This window comes from Paenibacillus barengoltzii NBRC 101215, from assembly GCF_004000745.1.
Taxonomy (GTDB): domain Bacteria; phylum Bacillota; class Bacilli; order Paenibacillales; family Paenibacillaceae; genus Fontibacillus; species Fontibacillus barengoltzii.
Genome location: NZ_BILV01000005.1, coordinates 1 through 23,773, shown reverse-complemented (window position 1 = coordinate 23,773; position 23,773 = coordinate 1). Strand labels below are relative to the sequence as shown.

Annotated in this window: 23 protein-coding genes; 7 read left to right on the top strand and 16 right to left on the bottom strand. The window is 54.3% G+C overall.

Going from position 1 to position 23,773, the window contains the following annotated elements; translation table 11 throughout:
* Positions 1-32 precede the first annotated feature (32 nt).
* The 9 genes from PBA01S_RS02050 to PBA01S_RS02010 all read right to left on the bottom strand — a co-directional run bounded on the left by PBA01S_RS02050 (position 33) and on the right by PBA01S_RS02010 (position 8,535).
* Positions 33-1,052 (bottom strand): HAAS signaling domain-containing protein, encoded by a 1,020-nt coding sequence (locus tag PBA01S_RS02050; RefSeq protein WP_085169997.1) that lies wholly within the window; start codon positions 1,050-1,052, stop codon positions 33-35.
* Complete coding sequence (locus PBA01S_RS02045) at positions 1,030-1,386, bottom strand: PadR family transcriptional regulator (protein ID WP_127575193.1); 357 nt, start codon at positions 1,384-1,386, stop codon at positions 1,030-1,032. The genes PBA01S_RS02050 and PBA01S_RS02045 overlap by 23 nt, the downstream gene beginning before the upstream one ends.
* Before the next feature lie 452 nt (positions 1,387-1,838).
* Complete coding sequence (locus tag PBA01S_RS02040) at positions 1,839-3,158, bottom strand: ABC transporter substrate-binding protein (protein WP_028540384.1); 1,320 nt, start codon at positions 3,156-3,158, stop codon at positions 1,839-1,841.
* A gap of 44 nt (positions 3,159-3,202) precedes the next feature.
* Positions 3,203-4,363: an efflux RND transporter periplasmic adaptor subunit gene (locus tag PBA01S_RS02035; RefSeq protein WP_127575192.1), complete on the bottom strand. Its 1,161-nt coding sequence runs from the start codon at positions 4,361-4,363 to the stop codon at positions 3,203-3,205.
* 18 nt (positions 4,364-4,381) lie between these two features.
* Complete coding sequence (locus PBA01S_RS02030; protein WP_028540385.1) at positions 4,382-5,254, bottom strand: carbohydrate ABC transporter permease; 873 nt, start codon at positions 5,252-5,254, stop codon at positions 4,382-4,384.
* A 46-nt stretch (positions 5,255-5,300) separates the two neighbouring features.
* Positions 5,301-6,218 carry a carbohydrate ABC transporter permease gene (locus PBA01S_RS02025; RefSeq protein WP_016314374.1) on the bottom strand — a complete coding sequence of 306 codons (918 nt, stop codon included), beginning with the start codon at positions 6,216-6,218 and terminating at the stop codon, positions 5,301-5,303.
* Between the two features lie 102 nt (positions 6,219-6,320).
* Positions 6,321-7,427 (bottom strand): sensor histidine kinase, encoded by a 1,107-nt coding sequence (locus PBA01S_RS02020; RefSeq protein ID WP_028540387.1) that lies wholly within the window; start codon positions 7,425-7,427, stop codon positions 6,321-6,323.
* Positions 7,420-8,121, bottom strand: coding sequence for a response regulator transcription factor (locus PBA01S_RS02015; protein ID WP_016314376.1), 702 nt, complete (start codon positions 8,119-8,121; stop codon positions 7,420-7,422). The genes PBA01S_RS02020 and PBA01S_RS02015 overlap by 8 nt, the downstream gene beginning before the upstream one ends.
* A 42-nt stretch (positions 8,122-8,163) precedes the next feature.
* Positions 8,164-8,535 carry a winged helix-turn-helix transcriptional regulator gene (locus PBA01S_RS02010; RefSeq protein WP_016314377.1) on the bottom strand — a complete coding sequence of 124 codons (372 nt, stop codon included), beginning with the start codon at positions 8,533-8,535 and terminating at the stop codon, positions 8,164-8,166.
* 194 nt (positions 8,536-8,729) lie between these two features.
* Between PBA01S_RS02010 and PBA01S_RS02005 the strand changes: the two genes are divergently transcribed.
* Positions 8,730-9,944, top strand: a complete 1,215-nt coding sequence (locus tag PBA01S_RS02005; protein WP_028540388.1) for an MFS transporter — start codon at positions 8,730-8,732, stop codon at positions 9,942-9,944.
* A gap of 56 nt (positions 9,945-10,000) precedes the next feature.
* Positions 10,001-10,843 carry an aldo/keto reductase gene (locus tag PBA01S_RS02000; protein ID WP_127575191.1) on the top strand — a complete coding sequence of 281 codons (843 nt, stop codon included), beginning with the start codon at positions 10,001-10,003 and terminating at the stop codon, positions 10,841-10,843.
* A gap of 58 nt (positions 10,844-10,901) precedes the next feature.
* Here PBA01S_RS02000 and PBA01S_RS01995 read toward each other — a convergent pair whose 3' ends face one another.
* Positions 10,902-11,408 carry a hypothetical protein gene (locus tag PBA01S_RS01995; RefSeq protein WP_028540389.1) on the bottom strand — a complete coding sequence of 169 codons (507 nt, stop codon included), beginning with the start codon at positions 11,406-11,408 and terminating at the stop codon, positions 10,902-10,904.
* Between the two features lie 101 nt (positions 11,409-11,509).
* Complete coding sequence (locus PBA01S_RS01990; RefSeq protein WP_127575190.1) at positions 11,510-12,502, bottom strand: DMT family transporter; 993 nt, start codon at positions 12,500-12,502, stop codon at positions 11,510-11,512.
* A gap of 156 nt (positions 12,503-12,658) precedes the next feature.
* On the opposite strand from PBA01S_RS01990, the gene PBA01S_RS01985 reads away from it, so the two are divergent.
* Entirely contained in the window at positions 12,659-13,711 is a 1,053-nt protein-coding gene (locus tag PBA01S_RS01985) for a hypothetical protein (RefSeq protein WP_127575189.1), read from the top strand.
* A 90-nt stretch (positions 13,712-13,801) separates the two neighbouring features.
* Here PBA01S_RS01985 and aguB read toward each other — a convergent pair whose 3' ends face one another.
* A complete protein-coding gene (gene aguB, locus PBA01S_RS01980) occupies positions 13,802-14,680 on the bottom strand; it encodes an N-carbamoylputrescine amidase (protein ID WP_016314382.1) in 879 nt (292 codons plus the stop codon).
* 29 nt (positions 14,681-14,709) lie between these two features.
* Positions 14,710-15,753: an agmatine deiminase family protein gene (locus PBA01S_RS01975; protein ID WP_085169993.1), complete on the bottom strand. Its 1,044-nt coding sequence runs from the start codon at positions 15,751-15,753 to the stop codon at positions 14,710-14,712.
* Between the two features lie 552 nt (positions 15,754-16,305).
* On the opposite strand from PBA01S_RS01975, the gene PBA01S_RS01970 reads away from it, so the two are divergent.
* Positions 16,306-16,875, top strand: coding sequence for a hypothetical protein (locus PBA01S_RS01970; RefSeq protein ID WP_127575188.1), 570 nt, complete (start codon positions 16,306-16,308; stop codon positions 16,873-16,875).
* A gap of 8 nt (positions 16,876-16,883) precedes the next feature.
* Here PBA01S_RS01970 and pcp read toward each other — a convergent pair whose 3' ends face one another.
* Positions 16,884-17,492, bottom strand: coding sequence for a pyroglutamyl-peptidase I (pcp, locus tag PBA01S_RS01965; RefSeq protein ID WP_127575187.1), 609 nt, complete (start codon positions 17,490-17,492; stop codon positions 16,884-16,886).
* 309 nt (positions 17,493-17,801) lie between these two features.
* Here pcp and serS point away from each other — a divergent pair, with 309 nt between their 5' ends.
* The 3 genes from serS to PBA01S_RS01950 all read left to right on the top strand — a co-directional run bounded on the left by serS (position 17,802) and on the right by PBA01S_RS01950 (position 21,086).
* A complete protein-coding gene (serS, locus tag PBA01S_RS01960; protein WP_127575186.1) occupies positions 17,802-19,094 on the top strand; it encodes a serine--tRNA ligase in 1,293 nt (430 codons plus the stop codon).
* A 77-nt stretch (positions 19,095-19,171) separates the two neighbouring features.
* A complete protein-coding gene (locus PBA01S_RS01955; protein ID WP_127575185.1) occupies positions 19,172-20,284 on the top strand; it encodes a stalk domain-containing protein in 1,113 nt (370 codons plus the stop codon).
* 97 nt (positions 20,285-20,381) lie between these two features.
* Positions 20,382-21,086: a guanylate kinase gene (locus PBA01S_RS01950; protein WP_255315267.1), complete on the top strand. Its 705-nt coding sequence runs from the start codon at positions 20,382-20,384 to the stop codon at positions 21,084-21,086.
* 332 nt (positions 21,087-21,418) lie between these two features.
* Here the strand turns inward: PBA01S_RS01950 and PBA01S_RS01945 are convergent, their stop codons facing one another.
* Together PBA01S_RS01945 and PBA01S_RS01940 are read right to left on the bottom strand one after the other, a co-directional pair.
* Positions 21,419-22,480 (bottom strand): LLM class flavin-dependent oxidoreductase, encoded by a 1,062-nt coding sequence (locus tag PBA01S_RS01945; protein WP_016314389.1) that lies wholly within the window; start codon positions 22,478-22,480, stop codon positions 21,419-21,421.
* A 671-nt stretch (positions 22,481-23,151) separates the two neighbouring features.
* Positions 23,152-23,773: glycerate kinase family protein (locus PBA01S_RS01940; protein WP_164744066.1), on the bottom strand; the 622-nt coding region annotated here is incomplete at its 5' end.

The following is a 23,773-nucleotide window of genomic DNA, read 5'->3' as shown; positions in this document are numbered from 1 at the left end:
CACCCAGAGAACGGGGCTTTTTCGGATGGTGTTTATTTTGCCATATGAGGAAGGTTCGCTTTGCGGAACCCTAGATAACTGTCCAGAGCTGCGAACAACATGTAGATGAACAACAGCAGCCACATAATCCAGCCAGAGTTAAAACCGGATACGCTCGATCCGAAAATATCCTCCAGCTTCGCGATAAACCCGGGGGACAACAGCTCTCCCTTGCTGATGACCGTGCCGAATACCACCAACGAAAGGACGTGGTTGGCCACGTTCAGGAACGCGATCTTCACATTCCATTGGGCCACGATCCATTTGTAGATCGCCAGAGCCGCATCCAGCGCAAGAATTACTGCGATAAACGGCCAATACGACAGCAACACGTCTTGATTAAAAATGGGTGTTGTCATTTCTATGCCGTTTCGACCTTTCTCATATACACCAATTAACCGATCTGCATTGAAATACACGCTCCCCCAAATCGCCGTCCACATGAGGCTGGCAAAAACCTCACTTTTCTTAATCACTTTCTGCACTGGGATATACCGGGTGTCCTTCAAATCATCCGGCGTCCAGGCCTTGAACTTGCTGTTCAGCGGCAGTTCGTTGCCAGTTCCCGTGCGCTCCAGAATGACAAACGCCAAGGTAATCCAAAATACGGTCTGCACCCCCGCGCTGAACACTGTCCCTATCGCTTTGCTGAGCAGGACAGCCGCAGCCTCAGCGGGAACCACATCACCGGAATACGTAATGATTTGATTGGCAATCAGCGACAAGAGAGTAATTACAACCACAATGGGGACAATCATTTTCAAGACCTGAACATAAGTCTCATAGAAGCGCGGCCCGATCAAAAATGCGGGTTGATCGCGATACTGCGCGGCCAATACGGCCGGATCCCCCAATTGCGTCAGCGCCTCCTTCACTTCCGCCTCGCTGGGTTCCTCCGGCAGCATATCCTCAATTGTGGAGCGGAGTTCCAGCGCGATGTCCTCTCGGGTCTTATCCGGCAGGCGACGAGTTACCTCGTAAACATAAAGCTCAATCAGATCCGATGGTTTCATCATTATTCTCCCCCTTCAACAACGTGTACAGCTCCTGGGAGGTCTTCTCCCATTCCACCTTCAACTGCTCAAAAATCTCCAAGCCAAATTCACTCAACACGTAGTAACGGCGCGGACGGCTCTCCGTTGTATCCCAGCTGCTTGTCACAAGTTCCTGCTTCTCCAGCCGGCGCAGCAGCGGATACAGCGTGCTTTGATCAATGGTGATCCCGGACTTCTCCAGCCGTTGAACGAGCGAATACCCGTATTGCGGCGTCCGCAACTGGCTGAGCACCGCCAAGGTTAACGTTCCGCGACGGAGCTCCGTGATCAAGGAATTTAATAGGCCGTTCATCCTTCCACCTCGTTGTCTCATCCTGTTTTTTATTTACTGCAATCTTATACTGTTTTTCGCATACTGTGCGTCATACAATATATCTTATACTATGCATCATACACTATTAGTTATCACCAAGCAATAGGCGATAACTAATATTTCCTGATCATATTGCCGTCAAGCGGTCCTTTTGCGAGCCTCTTTACATAATTATCCCTTTCGTTCAGTGACAAAAAGAAGGTGAGATCAAGGGCATGAGGGAGGTGAGGTATGGTGAGGTGAGGTGAGGTTGGCCTGAGCCTGAGCCAGCACCTGATCTCTAATCACGTCATCGATCCTGTGAATGGTCATGAGATACGCACTCCCTGATGCAACGGGATAATCATCAAAAGAAGCTGGCAGAGGTACCTAACGAACGGCGCGTAAGCGACAAAAAAATCCCGCCTCTCAATGAGGCAGGATCCTTTACTTTATTCGTTCAAAAACGTAGTTACCCGGTTTTGCATTAACTTCGCGGCTTCCTCCGCAGATTTCTGTCCGCTGAAGAAGGCAAGCGATTCTTCCCCGACGATGGAGATCACCTTGGCTTCAAGCGGCGAATATTGGTCCACCGCATCCAGCATTTGACGAAAGCGATCAAATTCCTCGTCCGCGGCCTTAACAGCAGCTCCATCCGGCAGTTTGTAGCTGCCGTCCGCAATTTGCTGCTTTATGTCATCCAGCTGCTGCGAATTGATCGAAGAGAGCAGCGAGAACCCCTCGCGCTCCGGTAACTTCTGCGCTTCCTCCGACAGGAGAAAGCGGATCAGCTTCCAGGCCTCTTCCGGAACCTGGGATTTCGCCCGGATCCCAAACAAACTCGTCGGAATGATTCGCATCGTACCGGATTGAGCGGGGTTATGCGGTTTCTGCATGAGGATCGGGTGTTCAAAATACTGATGAGGCACGTCAATAACATCCTTCGGATCACGTAATACCGCAGAATAAAACAGTTGCTTTCCCGAACCCGCCGACTCTTCGGTCATCACGCCATCATCATACATCTGCTTCACTTGATGCAGCAGCGCGATAAATTCCGGGGAATCGAACTTGGCTTGTTTGTCGCTCGTATCGACATAGGCTTCATAGTTATCCACTGTCATTTCCTGCATGAGCATATCCGGCGGATATTCCGTCATCGCAAAGACCTTCTCATTCCCCTGCGTTAATTTTTTCGCTATTTCTGCAAAGTCCTGCCAAGTCCAGGTTTTCTCCTGAATGTCGGCCTCTTTCAAAGCATCGCCATCGCCGATGAACGCCCTCAGGGAAAAACCTCCTGGGATCGCATATAAACCTCCGTTCTCCCTCGCAGCATCCAAAATATTTTGCTGGAGATCCTCCTTCTTGATGGATCCATCCCCGCTAAGTGACGAATCCATATTCAGCAACAAACCTTTGGCTATATATTCGCTTATTGGCAGGCTCTTCATTTCAATGACGTCCGGTCCTTGTCCTGAGAGCAGTGCGGTGTTGACCGATTTGCGATACTCCTCAATTTCACCCGCCTTCCATTCCTCTCCGGCTTGTTTATAAGCCTGAATAATCAGGTCGATGTCAGGGAATTTGGCCTCAAACTTCCGCTCCAGCGCAGTATAAAACGGGCTTGCCTCCTGAACCGATAAGGTAAGCACGGTTTTGCCCTCTTCTCCAGCCGGGTTCTTCCCTACAGTATCCGTCGCTCTGCTGCACGCAGCCAAAGCAATCGATATAACCAATGCCGCAATAATTGTCTTCCCCATCCGTTTTTTCATGGTTTATTCTCTTCCTCCTCTGCTTCATTTCGATCGCTGATTTTCTATTGCAAACGAACCCGATTGCCATCCTGTAAAGGTTCACTGCTCTCCAGAATGATCCGCTCTCCTTCAAACAGAAGATCTGCCGGGATCATCGTTTCCGCTTCATTCGCTTCACTTTGCTTAATCGTCACCTTTCGGGCGACAAACACATTGCCCAACGCCCCGCGCTGCTCCTCCACCTTAAAAAGAAAGCGCGAATCGCCTTCGCGATGAATCGCTTCATTTGGAACAACCCAGCCCTGCTCGGAGGACGTCTGTTCCAGCCGAACCGTAACTTGCTCCCCTCCTTTCAGGGCAGGATCAGCTACTCGGATACGCAGCCGCCTTTGCGGCAGCGTCGCCGATGTTCCGTCACCTTCCTCCGGTGAACCTGTGATTCGAGAACCTGCGTTAGTGATGTCTTCGACCACGCCCTCCAGTTGACGCGGCGGTTGTTCACTGGCAGCGGCCACCTCAACCTTCACCGCTTCGCCGGTTGCGATCCGAAGACGGTCGATCACCTCGGCATCCCCGATGATATCCACACGGTAGCCTGCACTTGTACTTGACACCACCACGTCCGGGAGGGAGGTGGAAGCCACCCCAACCACCGCGTTGACCTCCGTAACCACCCCGTCAAACGGGGCGACGAGCTCGCTGCAGCTTCTGATCTGCTCACGCAGTCTCTCGATCTTCCGCTCCTGTACCTGGAGGTCAAGCTTGCGAGTTTCGATCTCCCGTTTGGCTTCTCTCAAGCCGGTTTCATCCCCGCTCACCGTGGCCTCGATGAACTGATCCTGAATCGTTTCGAGCGCGATTCGCTGCTTTTTCAATAGCGCCATCTCATCTTCCAACTCCCGCTCGGCATCAGCACGATCGTATAGTACAAGCTTCTGCCCCGCTTGAACATCAGCACCTTCCTTCACCAGTACCTTCTTAACCTTCCAACCGGCCGGGTTGATCAGCTCTGCCTGCTTCTTCGGCTGCAATATCCCGGTTCCCGTTAACCGATAAGTTATTCCGCCGGCTGCTGCTGGGGACGTTCGGACCTTTGGCAAGGTCATCGATTGCAACGTATTACTGAAAAAAGTGAAAAACAACAAACCTCCCATCAAAGCCATAAAGGTGGTAATGATTATTTTTTTGCGTTTACGATCCGTTTGATCTTTCCCAAGTTCCATGACGCGACTTTATCCTCCTTACCCCTTGATGCCAGAAAGCTGCACGCCTTCGATGAAATAGGCCTCGGCATAAAGGAACAGCAGCACCATCGGCGACATATACAACATCGAAGCCGCGAACACAGTTCCCCACTCGCCGCTTAATCTCGATAAGAAGACCGATAACGGCTGCCGAAGCGGATCCAAGAAGATCAGCGGCTGCTCGACCATATTCCAGTAATCGACGAACAGGAGCACCACCAGCGCAGCAAGTCCCGGCTTAACCATCGGGAGAATGATTGTCAGGAATATCCTCAGATGACCGGCACCGTCGATCTTGGCCGCCTCGATGTAGGCGTACGGGATATGCAGCATAAATTGACGCAGCATGAAGACCCCAAACGCAGCAAAAATACCCGGCAGAATCACCGCCGTCGGACGGTGGATTAACCCCAGCCAATCGGCCATGAGATAATTCGGGACCAGCGTCACCTGAAAGGGCATCAGCATCGACAGCAAGAAGATCAGAAAAATCGCATCTCGACCCCGAAACCGCAGTTTGGACAGCGCATAGGCCGCCATCGCAGCGACCGCGGTTTGTCCAACGATAATCGGTAAGACCAGCTCCACGGAACGCCAAAACATCAGCAAATAATTAGGGGTATATACCAACAGCCTGCCGTATTGCGCCAAGGTCACCTGATCCGGTACCCATTTGAGATTGATGAAGGTATCAGCTTCGGTCGAAGCCGCCTCCGTCAGCTCCCCCATTGGACCATAATTGATTTCAAGCTCCTGCTCGCTCATCAGCGAGTTCGTGAATGTAATGATGACGGGAAAGAGGAGCAGCACGGCGAATAAGCCTAACATTCCCGTCAGCACAGCTTTTTGTATCCATTGAATTGCCTGCACGCCCGGCCTCTCCTCTCTATGAGCTATATCCTCACGTCCTGTCTTACTATTCCATGAATTGCCGGTATCGGCGTTCCAACCCAAACAATCCGAGAACAATCGCAAGGATCGCGCAGACCATCAGTACTGCAGCAGCCGTCAGCTTCTGGATATCCATCGTTGCAAACATGTTGTTCATGTAATGCTGAAGCATATAAATGCTGTCATGCGGATAATCACCCGCCAGCAAATACGTCTCCCGGAAAACCTTAAATGAATTGATAATCGACATGATCACTACGAAGAACGTGGTCGTCGTTAAGTAGACGAGCGTGATTCCAAAAAACTGACGAACCGGTCCAGCCCCTTCAACCTGTGCCGTCTCGTAGTAGTCCCGAGGAATTTGCTGCAAACCCGCCAAGAACAAAATGACGTTGTAGCCGAGGTTCTTCCACAAATACACCATGAGGACAACGTAGCGGGCGGCATCGGTCTTCATCCAATCCACGCGCTGGATGCCGAAATGGCCAAGCAGGTAGTTTAATGCTCCGTTCCAATCAAACACCATCTGCCAAATGAGAATTACCGACGCCACCGGCACAACCAGAGGAAGCACATAAGCGGTGCGCAGCCACTTCCGCAGGTAAACATGCCGGTTCAGGAGCAGGGCCACCCCCAGCGATAATCCCAACAGCAGCGGGACACCCAACGCACTGAAATACAGCGTGTTGACTGCGGCCTTGCGAAACGAAGCGCTGTCCAGCAGGTCGCGGTAATTCGCCAAGCCTACAAAGCTTCCGCCAGAGGTGCCGCTCTGAAAGGAGTAAAATAAACTCATGCCAAACGGAATCAAATAAAAGAGCGCGAACCCTGCTACGCTTGGTGCCAGAAACAACCCCGCCGTTGCTGCATCGCTGCGCCCCCACCTAGCGAATCCCGATAGAGCTTGGCTTATGGGCGCACGCCAAAAACCCCACTTTCTCATTTCCCAATCCTCCTGCCGTTCTTGCTCTTTCAGCTTAAGGCGGATTGATAAAATCAAAAGTGGGGTAAAACTAAAATTTTCCTTAAGTTTTGTTCGATTCACTTATCTAAGCTTCGGTAACCGCACCTCAAACTCCGTGCGAATCAGATCGCTTTGCACCGAGATGGTGCCTTCGTGTTGCTCTACGATATTTTTGGCTATAAACAGGCCGAGTCCGGTGCTGCCTTCCTGATGCGTACGCGCTCGATCACCGGTGAAAAACATATCAAACAAATGGGGCAGCTCGTCCGGCGGGATGGAATCGCCATAGTTGGTCACCCGCACGACTGCCTCATCCCCGTCTAGCTTTCCATGAACGTCGACGTATTCCCCGTCTTTGCCGTAACGAACGGCATTGGACAATAAATTCTCAAAGACGCGGGCCAGCAGATCGCCGTCGCCGGAAATCATCAGCTGCGGTTCGGTGTTGAGACGAACGGTCAGCTCATTTTTTTCAAATACAGGGTACATCTCTTCGGTTAATTGACTCAGCAACTCGCTCAAATCCAACGGCCGGCGGTGGATGTTCAGCTTGCCATAATTCATTCGCGTCACTTCAAATAACTCATCGATCAGCTTCTCCAGACGCTGTGATTTGGTGTAGGCGATGGTGGTGTAATGCTTCATCTGATCGGCAGTCAGGTCTTTCCCCTGCAGGATGAAATCGAGATAGCCAATGACTGAGGTGAGCGGGGTTCGGAGATCATGGGCCAGGTTCAGCACAAGCTGCTCCTTGCTGTTCTCGGCAAAATCGCCCCGTTCCACCGCCTGCTGCAGCTTCTCGCTGGCCAAATTGATGTCCCGCGCAATCTCTCCGAACTCATCCCCGGAAGGAATATGAACCCGATGGGTGAAGTCTCCTCCCGCCAGCTGATTGATTCCCCGGGAAATCTCCCGGAAATACGCGACATAACGTCGAGTTAACAAGTAGAAGTATAAGAACGAGAGCGGGATAAAAATCAGCAAAAACACGTTGATGTCACCGATCTGGCGCATCATTAGCCGCACGTTATACAATGGGTCTTCACGCAGCAGGGTATGATAATACTCGCGCAGCGCTAAATAAATGAGAAAGGTTGTCCCTGCGGACAATATCATGCTCAGTCCAAATAATCGGATCATTTGGAAGCGAAAACTGCGAAATTTCGGTTTATCCGTATGGTTATCCATTGAATGTATACCCTACTCCCCAGACGGTTTTGATCAGCTTGTTCTTGTGCCGGTCTTCCCCCAGCTTCTTACGCAAGCTTCGGATATGCACCATAACCGTATTTCCGCCTTCATAATAAGCCTCCCCCCAGACCTTCTCGAAAATATGCTCTGAGCTGAACACCTTCTTCGGATGGCTGGCCAGCAGGACTAAGATATCAAACTCTTTGGGCGTCAGCTCCACCGGCTCGCCGTAGAGGAACACGGTCCGGTGCTCGGGGTGAATCACAAGCCCTCCGGCCTCCAACACGGTCTCATTCGGAGGCGCAGCTACCGACGGGTTCAGGTGGATAAAGCGGCGCAGTTGGGCGTTCACCCGGGCCACCAGCTCCATCGGGTTAAACGGCTTGGTCATATAATCATCCGCCCCACGTACCAGACCGGTGATTTTATCTAAATCGGTTGCTTTCGCACTTAAAAAAATGATCGGCAAATGGTGCTTCTCCCGAATTTGCCGAGTCACCTCATAGCCATCAATCTTCGGCATCATTATATCCAAGATTGCAAGATCCACGGATTGCGTCTGAATCACATCCAGCGCCTCCTGCCCGTTGGAAGCTTTGATGCAGCGGTATCCTTCCCGGGCCAGATGCAGCTCGATCAAGTCGGCGATTTCCGGCTCATCGTCCGCAATCAATACCGTGATAGGTTTCATCGATCATCGCTCCTTTTCATGCACAGCATAACCGAAGAGACCTTACGATTTCAAATGTTCATTCAGCACGTTCTCTTCCAAAACATCATAGCTGCCATACACCTTGCGGATATGCTGCTCTCCCCAGGAGCACAGCGCATCCAAGATTCCTCGCAAGCTCTCCCCGTATTCACTTAACTCATATTCGACCCGAGGCGGGACCTCCTGGTAAACGATCCGGCGAATGACGCCGTCGGCCTCCAGCTCGCGCAGCTGTTGGGTCAACATTTTTTGGGTGATGTCGGGCATCAGACGTTTTAATTCACTGGTCCGTTTCCGGCCGTGCGTTAAGTGGCACAGGATCACGCATTTCCACTTCCCGCCGATCACCTCCAGCGTCGCTTCTACCGAAATATTGTATTTTTTCTCTTTCATTAAGATGGCTCCCTCTTTTCATAGGCACTGAAAAGTACCTACATTACTTTTCGGTTCCTATATCACTTCAAAGTGCGTACTTCTCAAAAACTACCCTATCTCCCATAATAGCATTTGTCGCTCGATTCTGCATCATTCCCCGGCAGATCAGCGGCGACCTTCAAACCATCATCTTTTGGGAGGTAGATTGGCTCATGAATCATCAAAGAAGCACCTTGGCGCTGCTCGCCTTGGCCATTAGTGCCTTCGCTATCGGGACTACCGAATTTATCAGCGTCGGTCTGCTGCCTTTGATCGCCGAAGACCTGCATATTTCCACGACGACTGCAGGACTGACGGTTTCCTTATATGCGTTAGGCGTCACTTTTGGAGCGCCGGTACTCACGTCGCTAACCGCAAGAATGTCACGTAAAACGCTGCTGCTATGGATCATGGTCGTGTTCATGCTTGGCAATGCCTTGGCTGCGGCTGCAACCAGTATCGCCATACTGCTCGTGGCAAGGGTGATCTCGGCTTTTTCCCACGGCGTGTTTATGTCGATCGGTTCAACGATCGCCGCTGACTTAGTGCCGGAACACCGGCGGGCCAGCGCGATTTCCATCATGTTCACCGGCTTGACTGTGGCGACGGTCACCGGCGTGCCGCTTGGCACCTTCATTGGTCAGCAGCTCGGCTGGCGCGCCGCTTTTATCCTGATCGTCATCGTGGGGCTCATTGGCTTTATCTCCAACAGCCTGCTGGTGCCAGCAGACCTGCGGAAAGGAGTGCGAACGGCGTTCCGCGACCAGGTGAAATTGGTGACGAACGGACGGTTGTTGCTGTTGTTCCTGATCACGGCCCTTGGGTATGGCGGCACCTTTGTCGTGTATACCTACTTATCGCCGATCCTTCTTGAAATTACAGGCTTTAAGGAAAGTGCGGTTGCCGTAATTTTGCTGATCTACGGTATCGCGATTGCTATCGGCAACATGGTGGGCGGCAAGCTGTCCAATCGTCAGCCGGTTCGCGCCTTGTTCTATATGTTTATCGTACAGGCGCTGATCCTGCTGGCCCTGCTGTTCACAGCTCCGTTTAAAATCGCCGGCTTGGTGACCATCTTCCTCATGGGCCTGCTGGCCTTCATGAACGTGCCGGGGCTCCAAGTCTATGTCGTGATGCTGGCGGAGCGGTTTGTTCCGTCCGCCGTCGACGTGGCCTCTGCAATCAACATCGCAGCCTTTAACGCCGGGATTGCCTTGGGCTCGTACCTAGGCGGGGTTGTCACCGACTCTTTGGGTCTGATCCATACTTCGTGGATCGGCGCTCTGATGGTCGCAGCTGCTGTACTTCTTACCGGCTGGAGCCGCGCTTTAGAAAGAAAAGACCGGCAAAATACGGTCATTTCACAACCATCGTTTCAGCATAACTAATGATCTTTTTTCATCACCAAATTGAACTTCAGAAATAAATAGGAGGCTATTTTGATATGATCACCAATTTGCAAGATACCACTACTCTGTACAACGGAGTGAAGATGCCTTGGTTGGGTCTGGGCGTATTTAAAGTTGAGGAAGGACAGGAACTGGTAGACGCAGTCAAGTTCGCCATTACCCATGGCTACCGCAGCATCGATACCGCAGCAATCTACGCGAATGAAACGGGCGTTGGACAAGGTATCCGTGAAGGCTTGCATGAAGCCGGCATCCCGCGTGAAGCCCTGTTTGTCACTTCCAAGGTGTGGAACGCTGACCTCGGCTATGAAGAGACGCTCGCTGCTTATGAAACCAGTCTGCAGAAGCTGGGACTCGACTATTTGGATCTGTATCTGATCCACTGGCCTGTTGCCGGCAAATATAAAGAAGCTTGGCGAGCGCTGGAGACGCTCTATAAAGCTGGAAAGGTTAAAGCGATTGGCGTCAGCAACTTCCAAGTTCACCATCTGCAGGACTTGATGGAAGATGCCGAAATTGTACCGATGGTCAACCAGGTTGAATACCATCCCCGCCTGACACAACAGGAAGTTCAAGCCTTCTGCCGCGAGCACAACATCCAAATGGAAGCATGGTCCCCGCTCATGCAAGGGCAGCTGCTGGATCATCCAGTGTTACAAGAGCTTGCTCGCAAATATGGAAAATCGGTTGCCCAAATCATCCTGCGCTGGGATTTGCAGAACGGCGTAGTGACGATTCCGAAATCAACCAAGCCGCATCGGATTACCGAGAACGCCGACGTATTTAATTTCACGTTGACGGATGAGGATATGGCACGGATCAGCGCGCTTAACGAGAACCTTCGCGTGGGTCCGGACCCTGACAATTTTGATTTCTAAGCCTACCAAAAAAGAGCAGATACCGTGGGTCCGCTGGATCCTTCGGTTCTGCTCTTTATTAGCTGTTGGGACCAATTTCGATGAAATGATGTTCGGTCTCATAGGTGAGGTCCTTGTACTTCCCATCCTCCTTGATCGAAAATTCCGCTACCGCATAAATTTCATAGGTTCCGATTCGATCAATCCGAGTCTCGAAAAACTCGTTAATATCCGTTTCTCCCCTCATACTGCGAACCACCGCACTATCGACCTGGGTGATCGTGTTCACCCGGTTGCCCAAGCTGTCCACGATCAGGTAATGGAACACCCGCGGGCGACTCATCAGTTCATATCGGGTCTTGGACAAATTATGCAAGCTGGCAATCAGCGTAAATTTCTCATCGATTCCGGCACGCTTCGGTACGGACAACTCTACAGTAAAAGGACCTTCCGTATCCTGCGCTGAATCTTCGGGTGCAGTTGGTCTCAGCTTAGTGATCGCTTTGTCAACCGGATCGAAGGTGCCGCATCCGGCAAGCAGAAGCGCGAGCAGCATCACGGTCAGACCTAGCGCGTATTTCCTCAATTCGTATCACCCCAAAAATATAAGACGGCATCCCTCCTGTGATGTTGCAGTAGGACGTGCCAAAATCATAAAGAAAGGGTACCCTAAGGGCGCCCCTTAAATCAAGGCTGATTGGCCGAGGCGGCCGCTGCATCCGAGTCGGAGACCACTGGCAGCTCCTGGCGTTTGTCCACCCGCCCCGCACTGCCCGAGCCGCTTCGGTTCGCCAAGTATACCCCGCCGAGGATGAACACCAGTCCAGCCAGGAGACGCCAGCTCACCGGCTCATTCAGCAGCGTGAATCCCCAAATAATCGCGCTGGCCGGAACGAGATAAGTGACGGTGGTGGCGAATTGCGGGGAACCCTTTTGGATCATAAAATAGAACAAAATATACGCCACCCCCGAGCCAAACACGCCCAGTCCAACGACTGCGCCAAGCGTAGGGAGCTTCGCCAACGGAGCCAGCGAATCCCGCTCGGCGATCAATGCCATCAGGCCGCTGCCGACCAGCGCGCTGATCAAGGTGCCGAAGGTCACCTGATACATCGACAGCCCGTTGGACAGCCGCTTGGACAGGTGCGAGCCCACGGCATAACTCAACGTAGCCCCCAGCATGCAGGCGAACCCAAGCAGGTCCACCGAAGCAAGGGAGGTTGGGCTGACACCTACCAGCACGAGCAAGCCGAGGAAGGCGATCTCCATCCCCGCCCATTGCATGCGATTCGTGGCAACGCGGAAGAACAGGACGCCCACCACCAGCGTCCAAAGCGGAGTCGTGGCGTTAAGCACCGACGCCAGGCTGCTCGTCAGCCGCGTCTCGCTGAAGCCGATCAACGCCCACGGAATCGCCGTGTTGATCAGCGCCATGATGATCATCGCCAGCCAAGGTATCGAGCGGAACCCAAACGGCTTGCGCAAGATGAGCATCACTCCGGTAATCGTCGCCAGCCCGAAGGCGGAACGCAGGAACGCTACGGTCCAAGGGCCGAAGGCGGAACGCAGGAACGCTACGGTCCAAGGGCCGAAGTCAGGCAGCAGGATTTTGATGAAGAAAAACGAACCGCCCCAAATCAAACTAAGCAAGATTAATGCAAAATACAGCGTACGTCCCACTCTTATCCCTTCTTTCTCGGGTCACTTGGGCATATCTAATAACGTAACCCGGATCTCTGAAACCTGATTTATCATGATCCTGATTGTATCACGGCGATGCTTCAATGTTCATCGAAGTATGCCGAAAAAGCTGAGGAAGTGGTTGAGGAGGTATCAATGAAAGTCGAGGAAGCTCGAAAGACTGCCGCCAAATGGGTAACTCAACATGCTAGCCGGGAAGCTGGATTCCTAGGTGCTTATTTCAGCGGCTCCACGGTGGGATTACCGGGAGAAGCAGATCTGCCTGAAAGCTCCGATATCGATCTCATCGTCGTAACGCAGACGACAGAGCCTCCGCCAAAACTAGGAAAATTCCGTTACGAGCAGGCGCTGCTCGAAGTTACTTACCTGCCCTGGAGCCAGCTGGCATCAGCGGATAAGGTACTGTCAGATTACCATCTGGCCGGGAGCTTCCGGACGGATACGATCATCGCCGACCCCACAGGCAGGCTGCGCCGGCTGCAAACGGAAGTGGCCCCCCGCTTCGCCGAGAAGCCTTGGGTGTTGCTTCGCTGCAAGCATGCCCATGACCGGATCGAACGCGGGCTTCGCAACCTCGATCCCAAAGCGCCGTTGCAGAATCAGGTGTTGGGCTGGTTGTTCCCAACCGGGGTGACCACCCATGTTCTGCTGACCGCGGCCCTGCGCAATCCAACCATACGGCTTCGTTATCTGAGGGCCCGTGAAGTGCTTGAGGCATATGGGCATCGCGAAGTCTATGCCGAACTGCTGCAGCTCCTGGGCTGCACCCGGCTCACCGTCCAAAGGATGGAGGCGCATCTGAAGGCCCTGGAGCGCACGTTTGATACGGCGACAGCGCGGGCGGCCACGCCGTTCCCGTTCTCGAGCGACATCACTCCCGTCGCGCGTTCGGTTGCCATTGACGGCAGCCGCGAGCTAATTTCGCGCGGCCGCCATCAAGAGGCGGTGTTCTGGATCACCGCCACCTTTGCGCGCTGCCACCAAATGCTGGCAGCGGATGCCCCGGAGGAAGGAGAGCGGCTCGCTCCAGATTTCCACGCCTTGCTGTCGGATCTGGGTGTCGGAACCCCAGAGGCATTGTTTCAACGAGCCGACAAAGTACTGCGCTATTTGCCTCGCCTCATGACCGTTGCCCATTCCATTGTGGATGCCAACCCCGATATCCAGCCCAGCTCGGCTCATCTTTAGCTTGCCGAACCTGCCACATCCGCACAAAGCCCCCAATCACAAAGCGCTGTGCAATTGGGGGCTATTTCATCTAGTGTTGCTTATGCAGTTTTAGTCGATGCGAAGCTCACCGTCATAAGAGGTGATAATTTTGTAGAGGTCCGGCCGGCGGTCACGGAAGATCCCCCACTCAATACGCTGGATTTCCAGCTGATCGAGGTCGAATTCCGCTACCAGCACCGTTTCCTCCGTCCGGTTGGCTTCGGCAATTTTATTGCCCTGCGGCCCGGCGATGAAGGACGAGCCGTAGAACGTGATGCTCGAATCTTCGTCGGATTCCAAGCCAACGCGGTTCGAGGCGATCACCGGCACCAGATTGGAAGCTGCATGTCCAAGCATGCACATCTGCCAATGATCTTTGGAGTCGATCGAACTGTCTTGCGGCTCCGAACCGATCGCCGTTGGATAGAACAGCAGCTCGGCGCCCATCAGCGCCATGCAGCGGGCTGCTTCCGGATACCACTGATCCCAGCAGACGCCCACGCCGATTTTGGCATAACGCGTCTTCCACACTTTAAACCCGGTGTCCCCCGGATTAAAATAAAACTTCTCCTCATATCCCGGACCATCCGGGATATGACTTTTGCGATATAGACCCAGCACTTCACCATCTGCGTCAATCACCGCCAGCGAGTTGTAGCGGGCGTTATTTTTTTTCTCATAGAAGCTGATCGGCAGCACCACTTCCAGCTCCTTCGCGACCTTGCGAAAATGCTGAATCGCAGCATTCTGCTCCAGCTCGGTAGCATAGACGTAGTAGTCGGACTTTTCCTTTTGGCAAAAATAAGGCGTTTCAAACAGCTCCTGCAACAAAATAATTTGTGCTCCTTGCCGAGCCGCTTCCCGAACCAGTCGATCCGCCTTGGCGATATTTTCTTCTTTATTGGATGAACAGCTCATTTGTGTCGCTGCGACTTTTACCATTCTCATGTTGTTGGTCGTACCTCCTTCATTTTCATTTATGCGCGTCTTGCCGGCATTTGCTGGGTGGTGCAGTGGACGTTGCCGCCTTCGCGGATGATCGCCATCCCGTCAACGGTGCGGATCTTGCGATCCGGGAAGGTCTCGCTCAGCACTTGAATGGCTTTGCGGTCGGTTTCCTCCGCGGCGCCGCCAAAGATCGGCAAGATGATGCCGCCATTGACGAAATAGAAATTCAAATAGCTCAGCGTCAAGCGGCTATCCTCATAAAAGGCCTTCGGCGGCTGCGGGATCGGGATGATCTCCAGCTGGCGACCTTGGGCGTCCGTTGCGGCGCTGAGAATCGCGATATTTTCCTGGGTGATGGCATAGTTCTCATCGCTTGGATCGTCGCAGACCTGCAAAATCACCTTCCCCGGTGCGGCAAAGCAAGCCACGTTATCGATATGACCGTCCGTTTCGTCCCCGTCCAGGCCGCGTTTCAGCCAGATAATTTGGTCAACGTTGACGTAGTTTTTCACAGCTGCCTCGATTTCTTCCCGGCTAAGCTGCGGATTCCGGTTCTCGTTGAGCAAGCACTCCTCGGTCGTCAGCAATGTACCTTCCCCGTCCGTATGGATGGAGCCGCCCTCCAGCACCAACGGGGCGTCAAACCGCTTGACGTTCAGAGCTTCCAAAATTTGCGGTGCCACCGCATCGTCCAGATCCCACGGCGAATATTTGCCGCCCCATGCGTTAAAACGCCAGTTGACCCCGGCCAGTTCACCTTCCGGATTCACCAGAAACGTCGGGCCGTTGTCGCGCAGCCAGGCATCGTTATGCTCGATCGGCAGAAAAGCGATACGCTCTATGTTCGGATCCTGCCCAAAGCGGGCTTGCACCTTAGACAGATCGTCCGAATTCACCACCACGGTAATTGGTTCGAACTCGGCGATCGCTGTAATAAATTCGGCATATCCGTCGCATACCTCGGCATACCGGTCCGGATAAACCATCGATGCCTGCACCGGCCAGGAGATGAAAGTACGTTCATGCGGCGCCCATTCGGCCGGCATTCTATAGTTCAAATCTTTTGGATACATCGTTTCCTCCACTACCAAAGAATTTATCGTTTCAAGCTAGATCCGGGGCCATCCTTATCGCGGCTTCTCCACAAGTCCTCATGGATGCTTCTTCTCATGCTCTAACGCAGAGGAGAAACGCTGTTGGACGTTTTTTCGCCATGTTCAATTTCTAACGATGCTGTGGATCGCGATTTGCATCAAACTGCTTGATTTCGGCTCGAAAAATCCAAATTAAGCACGCTGAGCCGCGTTAACATGCAATCTCGGCGATTGGAGCCGACTTAAGCGCTGTTACAAGCGTTAGGCTTGCGGATTCCCCAAAATTCTAGCGCGATTCACCCAATTTACCATGATATCATATAACAAATTTTCCGCGCCTACAAATGGAAGTGTTCCCCGAAAAATCAATGCCTGAATTTCAGCTACATCGCCTTGCCGTAACCCCTATAACGCGGGCTTTCATCAACACATTAACGAGGCTAATGAATCAGCCTGATTTACGCCTCCCCGTGGCTTCGCCCTTGCCGATCTCCGAACTTGGCATAAGGTAGTTTAAAAGGAGAGGGTTCCATGTCATCTCGCAAGGACCAATTAATGGTCATCCTGAAAAAAGGCAAGCAACGTTTGATTGCCAAAACGCCCCTTCCAGGGGTGAGTCGGGTGATCGTCGTCGTGAACCGCCAGTACACCAACGCGCCGAGCACGACGCAGATCGCCAGCGGCGCAGGTCATAGCAGCGCCGCTGGCAGCAACGCGGCCATCCGTTCACCGTATGTGCGGCAGCAACAGAGCGTTGGCGCAGGCGGCAAAGCGTTTAATAAGGACGGCAAGGGCGGTCTGATGGGGGGGCGGTGGAGCAGCAGAAATCACCGCGATACGCGCGGCTTGCTCCAACGCGGCAAGGAGGTCGTGATCGTAGTGAACGACCAGGTGGTGAAGCTGCCCCGGGGCCAGCAAACTGCTGGCGCCACGCAAGTAGCCAGCGGCGGCGGACGATATAGCACGGGGGGCACCAACTCTGCCATCAGCAGCCCCGGCACACGTCAGCAGCACGCCGTTGGCGGCGGCAGCGGTAGCGTCGCTGCGAACAAGTACGCCCGCCGTCGCCATAAGAAACACAGTCATAAGCGCAGACGCTGATCTAAACGTTATTCTCCCAGGACCTCGATCCCTCGCTCCAAACCGGTGACCAACTGGTCCAGCGTCATGCTGGGGGCGCCGGAGTGTCGATCTGCCTGTTCCGGCAGATAAGGCACATGGATGAACCCGCCGCGAATCGGCTTGCCAGTAACGGCTAGGTGGTGCATCAACCCGTAAAAAAGGTGGTTGCACACAAAGGTCCCGGCGGAAAGCGATATCGACGCGGGAATGCCTTCATTCCGCAGACGGTCGACCATGCGTTTGACCGGCAGCGTGGTCCAATAAGCCGCCGGGCCTTCCGGCACGACCGGCTCGTCTACCGGCTGGTTGCCGGCGTTATCGGCGATATTGGCATCGTTTAAGTTGACGGCGATCCGCTCGAACGAGATTCCTTCGCGGCCGCCGGCTTGTCCCAACGCGATCACCACCGCGGGTTCGTGTTGCTGGACGGCGGCGAGCAGGCGCTCGGTGGATTGTCCGAACACCGTCGGCAGCTCCAAGCCGACAATCTCAAAGGAGCCGATCACCCGGCCCTGCAGCCGGCGCATCGCTTCAACCGCCGGATTGATCGGTTCCCCGCCAAAGGGTTCAAAGCCGGTAAGCAATAATTTTTTCATGGGATCATCCCCTCCCTCTTGATAACTGTTGGTCGCTTACGTTATACTGCTAATCAAATCAAATCTCGGAATCATGCCTATGAAGAGCATCCAACTCAGAGGCGTTTTCGTCAAGGGGAACATCGTATTAAATGCATACACCATTCCCCCTAAGCTAACCGGGTCCGCCCGTTATCGCGGACGAAAGGGGATTGAACCGGACCTGCCGGTTTGATCAATTTGGGTGGCACCGCGAGTCGATAAGCGCTCCTCGTCCCAATGGACGAAGAGCGCTTTTTGTATTTCTATCGAAAAAGGAGCGGATCACCCATGTTAGACATCAAATGGATTCGGGAGCATCAAGAACAAGTTCAAACCGTGGCGGAGGAAAAGGGCATCGCGTTTTCGGTTCCCGAGCTTTTGCGCTGGGATGACCAACGCCGGGCGTTGCTGCAGGAGACGGAACGGTTACGCCAGGAGCGCAACCGACTGACACCGCAGATTGAGGCACTGATTCGGGAGCAAGGGCCGGAGGCGGCTGACGCGTTGAAAAACGAGGTCAAGCAGTTGAATCGGCGGCTGAATGGGTTGGAGAAAGAGCGGGATGAAGCCGAACAAGAGTATCGACGCTTGATGTTGCTCGTCCCCAACCCCGTCTCGCCCGACACGCCAAAAGGTCGGTCGGATCTCGATAATGTGGAAGTGAAGCGGGTCGGCGAACCTCCAACATTTGAATTTACACCGCGGGATCACGTCGCTTTAGGCGAGCTCCACCGGATGATTGACATCCCGCGCGGAGTCAAAACAGCAGGCGCGCGCAATTACTATCTGAGCGGCGCGGGCGTCTTGCTCCACCGGGCGGTACAGCAGCTGGCGATGGATCTCCTCGCCGCGAAGGGCTTCACCCTGCTGGAGGTTCCGCTAATGGTGCGCGCGGAAGCGCTCGTGAATACCGGATTCTTCCCGTTGGGTTCAGATCAGACGTACCAGATGGCCGAAGACGATCGCTGGCTGGTTGGCACCGCCGAGGTTCCACTTGTCGCGTATTACGACCGCGAGATTGTCGACCTCACCCAGCCGATCAAGCTGGCAGCGGCCTCGTTGTGCTTCCGCAGCGAAGTCGGCTCGGCCGGGCGAGATGTGCATGGCTTATACCGCGTGCACCAGTTCTCGAAGGTCGAGCAAGTGGTGCTCTGCGAGAACAGTCTGGAGCTGTCGGAGCAGCTGTTTCAGGAAATCACCCAGAACGCCGAGGAATTGCTTCAGCTGCTGGAGCTGCCTTACCGGGTGATGACAGTATGTACCGGCGACATGTCGCAAAAGACGTATAAGCAATACGACATTGAAACGTGGATGCCCAGCCGCAGCGCTTACGGGGAGACCCATTCGTCGTCGCAGCTGTTGGACTTTCAAGCCCGGCGTTCGAACATCCGCTTTAAGGCCCGAGACGGCAAGCTGCAATACTGCTACACGTTGAATAACACCATGGTAGCCTCGCCGCGAATCCTGATCCCTCTGCTGGAAAATCATCAGGAAGAAGACGGCAGCATCCGGATTCCACAGGCGCTGCGCAAATATATGAACGGACTCGAACGCCTGACCCCATTGGACTTGCGGGAATAGGTAACATTTTCCACACAACCATTTAGCTTGGGTTTCGTCCAACTATATAAATCCATCCAGAAACTAGGTGATTTATGATGACGAAACCATTCAATACAGGTTCACGCAAACTCAGCTGGCTGCTGGCGGCCTCCCTCGTGCTGACCGCCCAAGCGGGAACTGGGGTCGCGGAGGCTGCGGGCAGCACGGCTTCAGACGCCGTAACCGTAGGGACTGCTCTCTCGGCAAGCCAAACCGCCTCCGCCAGCGGTATCACCATTGAACTCGACGGGCGGCCGCTGCAGACAGAAGTGGCGCCCGTCCTGGTGAATGGCAGTGTTCTGCTGCCGATTCGCGACGTTTTTGAAGCGCTGGGGGCCAAGCTGACTTGGGACAACAGCAGCAAGACCGTCACAGCCACGCGAGACCAGATGACCTTGGTTTATCGCATCGGCGACCCTACGGCACAGCTGAACGGCCAAACCTTAACACTGCCGGTCCCCGGGCAGGTTACAGACGGTTATGCATTGGTCCCCCTGCGGTTCGTCAGTGAAGCGCTCGGCAGCGAGGTGGCTTGGGACGGGGAGAGCCGTACGGTGCGGATCACTTCGAAATTTACATACGAAACCACCGTCACCTGGGGGCTCAATCTGCGCAGTGCACCTGATGTGAGCAGCGCGACGGTCAGTGAGGAACTGCTTCCTGCCGGCAGCAAGCTGCATGTCGTGCGTGAGGCAAGTGCGCTCTGGCTGGAGGTACGCACTCCCGATGGCCGCTCCGGTTATGTATCCGCCAAGCCGAAATACACCAATTATCGCAGCGATACTTTGGCGGACAAGCAGGCTGACGAGTTGATCGCCTACGGCAAAACGTTTGAAGGCACACCCTACGAGTTTGGGGCGTCCCCTGACCAGACGAAGACGTTTGACTGTTCTTCTTTTGTGAAAAGGGTGTATGAGGATGTTCTCTCAATCGAACTGCCGCGGGTTTCTTACAACCAAGCCAAGGAGGGCACGGAAGTCAGTCTGGACGAGCTCCGTAAAGGGGATCTGCTGTTCTTCAGCGCGCGCGGGCTGGACATCGGCCACGTTGCCATCTACATCGGGGACAATCAAATTTTGCACACCTACTCGAAAGAGAAGGGCGTCCATATTGAGGCGTTTAACGGCCAATGGACCAAGCGGTTTGTGACCGCACGGCGATTGTTCTAGGCGCTTGCCAGTTCCTATTCGAGTACATTCAGTTTTCCTCTGAATTTGCCGACATAATAAGTATAGATGTTGGCGAAGGAGGTGAATCCGTGCGGTTTTGCCGGCGACGTTCAAACGGATTGATAAAGCCGGAAAAAGTGCATGGGACGCAATGTGGAAATGGCTCAAAGGCTTGAAAGCAACTCCCGATCCTGCCCGCAGTGAAACCGCTGCGACAAGCCAGGCGGATGCGCTCCTGACGGATGATCTTCCCCCGCAACCCAAGGTCATCATCATTACCGGTACCAGCGGCTCCGGCCGCAAGAGCATCGCCAAGCAGCTAAGCGCTGATCTGGGCCTTCCTTATGTGCTGCCTTATACAACCCGTGCTATACGTGCGGGAGAACGGGACGGCGAGCACTACCGTTTTATTACGGAGGCCGACTTTCAGGCGATGGTGAGTAGGCAGGAATTCAGCGAAAGCGTCCGCCTGGAGCGAGGCAGCTACGGCATTGCGGAGCGCGATCTGAACGAAGCGCTGGAACAGTATGGTGGAGCGGTCGTCGTCGTGAATCATGAAGGCATGCAGACGCTGCGGAAACGGTTTGGTCCGCAGGCGATTCGGATCTTCCTCTACGTGACGAAGGAGGACATCCGGCTGCGTGAGGAACGCGAAGGGGCGCCCGCCGAGGTCGTTGAGGAGTATTTACGGAACTACTCCGAGCAGGTGATTTACAAGAAGGAATCCGACTATTTGCTGCAAAACCTCGATCCCGCCGAGACGCTGGCGAAGATTAAGGCTTTTTTGCAGGACAAAATCTAAATGAAAACGGGTTGTCCCGGCCGAAATCGGCTGGGCGGCCCCTTTTTTATGCATGGAACCGAGTTGGGCGGATGCCTCAAATTAAAATAAACGGACACCTATGTGAGGCTAGAACAACTAAGCCGGTACTCCCCGTACCGGCACGTCCTCTTGGGCACTCGGGGACCATCTTGTCCTAGGCATCGGGTTAAGCGACCAAGCCGCAGAAAACCTGCAACGCTACCCAGAATGCCTAATCATTCTCTCCTCACACCTCCGCAACGGAACGACCTGCCCAGCGGAGCGCCAAGGCCGAAGTCATGGAGGAAGTTGTAGAGAAGCGGGCTTCAATGTCACTGAAGATCCCCGCCCTCAGCCTCCCAGCGCGCAACCTCCTCACGGACGCGTGGCGCAACCTCCGTGCCAAGAAGCTCGATGGCCCGCATCACATCTTCATGCGGCATGGTGCCAAGCGGGCAATGCAGGAAGAAGCGAGTGATACCAACATTTTTGCGCAAGTAGATAATCTTATTGGCCACAGTTTCCGGGTCGCCCACATACAGCGCACCTTCCAGGCTGCGGGCCGCATCGTAGGTGGCCCGGCTGTAATGGCCCCAACCACGTTCGCGCCCGATGATGTTCATCACCGCCTGCGTCGAAGGGAAGAACTTCTCTACAGCCACATCATTCCGATCGGCGACAAAGCCGTGCGAATGGGAAGCCACGGTAAGCTTCGAGACATCATGCCCGGCTTGGGCGGCAGCACGCTTGTAAATCTTCACGAGCGGCGCAAATTGAGTTGGCCGTCCGCCAATGATCGCCAGCACCAGCGGCAAGCCTAACACACCGGCGCGAATGACGGATTCGGTATTACCGCCGCTGCCGATCCAGACCGGAAGCGGATTTTGCACAGGACGCGGATAGACGCCTAGATTGTGGATCGCCGGACGGTGCTTGCCTTGCCAGGTGACTTTTTCCGACTCGCGCAGCTTAAGAAGCAGATCCAGCTTCTCTTCAAACAACTCCTCGTAATCGTTCAAATCGTAACCGAACAGTGGGAACGACTCAATAAAAGAACCCCGCCCGGCCATAATCTCCGCACGCCCGTTTGAGAGGCCGTCCAACGTCGCGAAGTCCTGGAACACGCGGACCGGATCATCGGAAGACAGCACGGTGACGGCGCTTGTCAACCGGATACGCTTCGTCTGCGGAGCAGCTGCTGCTAAAACCACCGCAGGCGAGGACGCCGCATAATCCTGGCGGTGATGCTCCCCAACGCCAAACACGTCCAATCCGACTTTGTCGGCCAGGACGATCTCCTCTACAACCTCGCGCAGCCGCTGCGCATGACTAATCGTTTCACCCGTGACCACATCCGGCGTCGTCTCCACAAACGTGCTGATCCCGATTTCCATATCTCGTTCCTCCGCTTCGTCTTCGCTAATTTACTATATTTTTGTATTTTACTATACTTTTCTCATTAGAGCAAAAAAACTGTTCATCTCGTCCCGCTAGTTGGCTGAGCTGTATTTGTAGAAGCCTTTAGGTGGGGAACGTGGGGGATGCCCTTCAAACACATCTTTGCATGATTATCCCTTTTGCTCCTCCTTTACACTATTATCCCTTTCATTCAGAAGTGGGTAATGAACTTTTCCCTAGCCTGATGCAAAGGGATAATCGTCAAGAGGTGTGAATCGTAGTAGTCCCCCCTTGACCTAGAAATATAAAAAGAGAGAAATGTTGTAGGTTGGTCATACAACATTCCTCCCCTTTTAGCCAACGTAGGACCGGCAGTATGAAGGCGCTCCCCGTACCCCTTTGCACCATTATCCCTTTCACTCAGAAGCGGAAGACGAATCCCCCCATCTCCTGATGCAACGGGATAATGGTTAAAAAGGAGTAGAGCGCATAGGTACTCTCATCCGAGGATATCCTTTTCGCGCTGCTTTTCACCATTATCCCTTTCATTCAGAAGCGGGAGGCGAATCCCCTCCATCCCCTGATGCAACGGGATAATCGCCAAAAAGAGCATGGTCGCATATGTCTCCCCAGGACCAACGCGACGCCACAGCGTGAGCAAAACCCATCAGCTAAGCCGCAGCAGGCGGCCGATGTTCTCGCAGGTGCGCTGCACGTTGCGCGGCCCGGCGGCGAGCAGCTGCGGCAGGGCGGCGGCGCCGGGGGTGATGCCGAAGATCGCATCGATCCCTTCGGCGTAGAGCGCGTCCGCGCCTTCACCGATCGTCCCTGCGATCGCGATCACGCGCTTGCCGGCGGCCTTGGCGATTCGGGCGACACCGTAGGGCACCTTCCCAAACTTCGTTTGGAAGTCGATGCCGCCCTCGCCGGTGAACACCACGTCCGCCGCCGCCACCTTCTCCCGCAGGCCGGTAAAGTCGAGCACGATCTCGACGCCCCTGCGCATTTCGGCCTGCGTAAAGAGCAACAGCCCGGCGCCCAGCCCGCCGGCTGCCCCAGCGCCCGGGACGTCACGCACGTCCCGGCCTAGCTGCCGCCGCGCCACCTCCGCGTAATGCGCGAGCGCGGCGTCCAGCTGCTCCGCCATTGCGGCGGTGGCGCCCTTCTGCGGCCCGAATACCCGGGACGCGCCACGATCGCCGCAGAGCGGGTTGTCGACGTCGCAGGCGACGATTAGGTGCGCCTGCTGTAAGCGGGGATCCAGCGCGGACACATCGATCCGCGCCAGA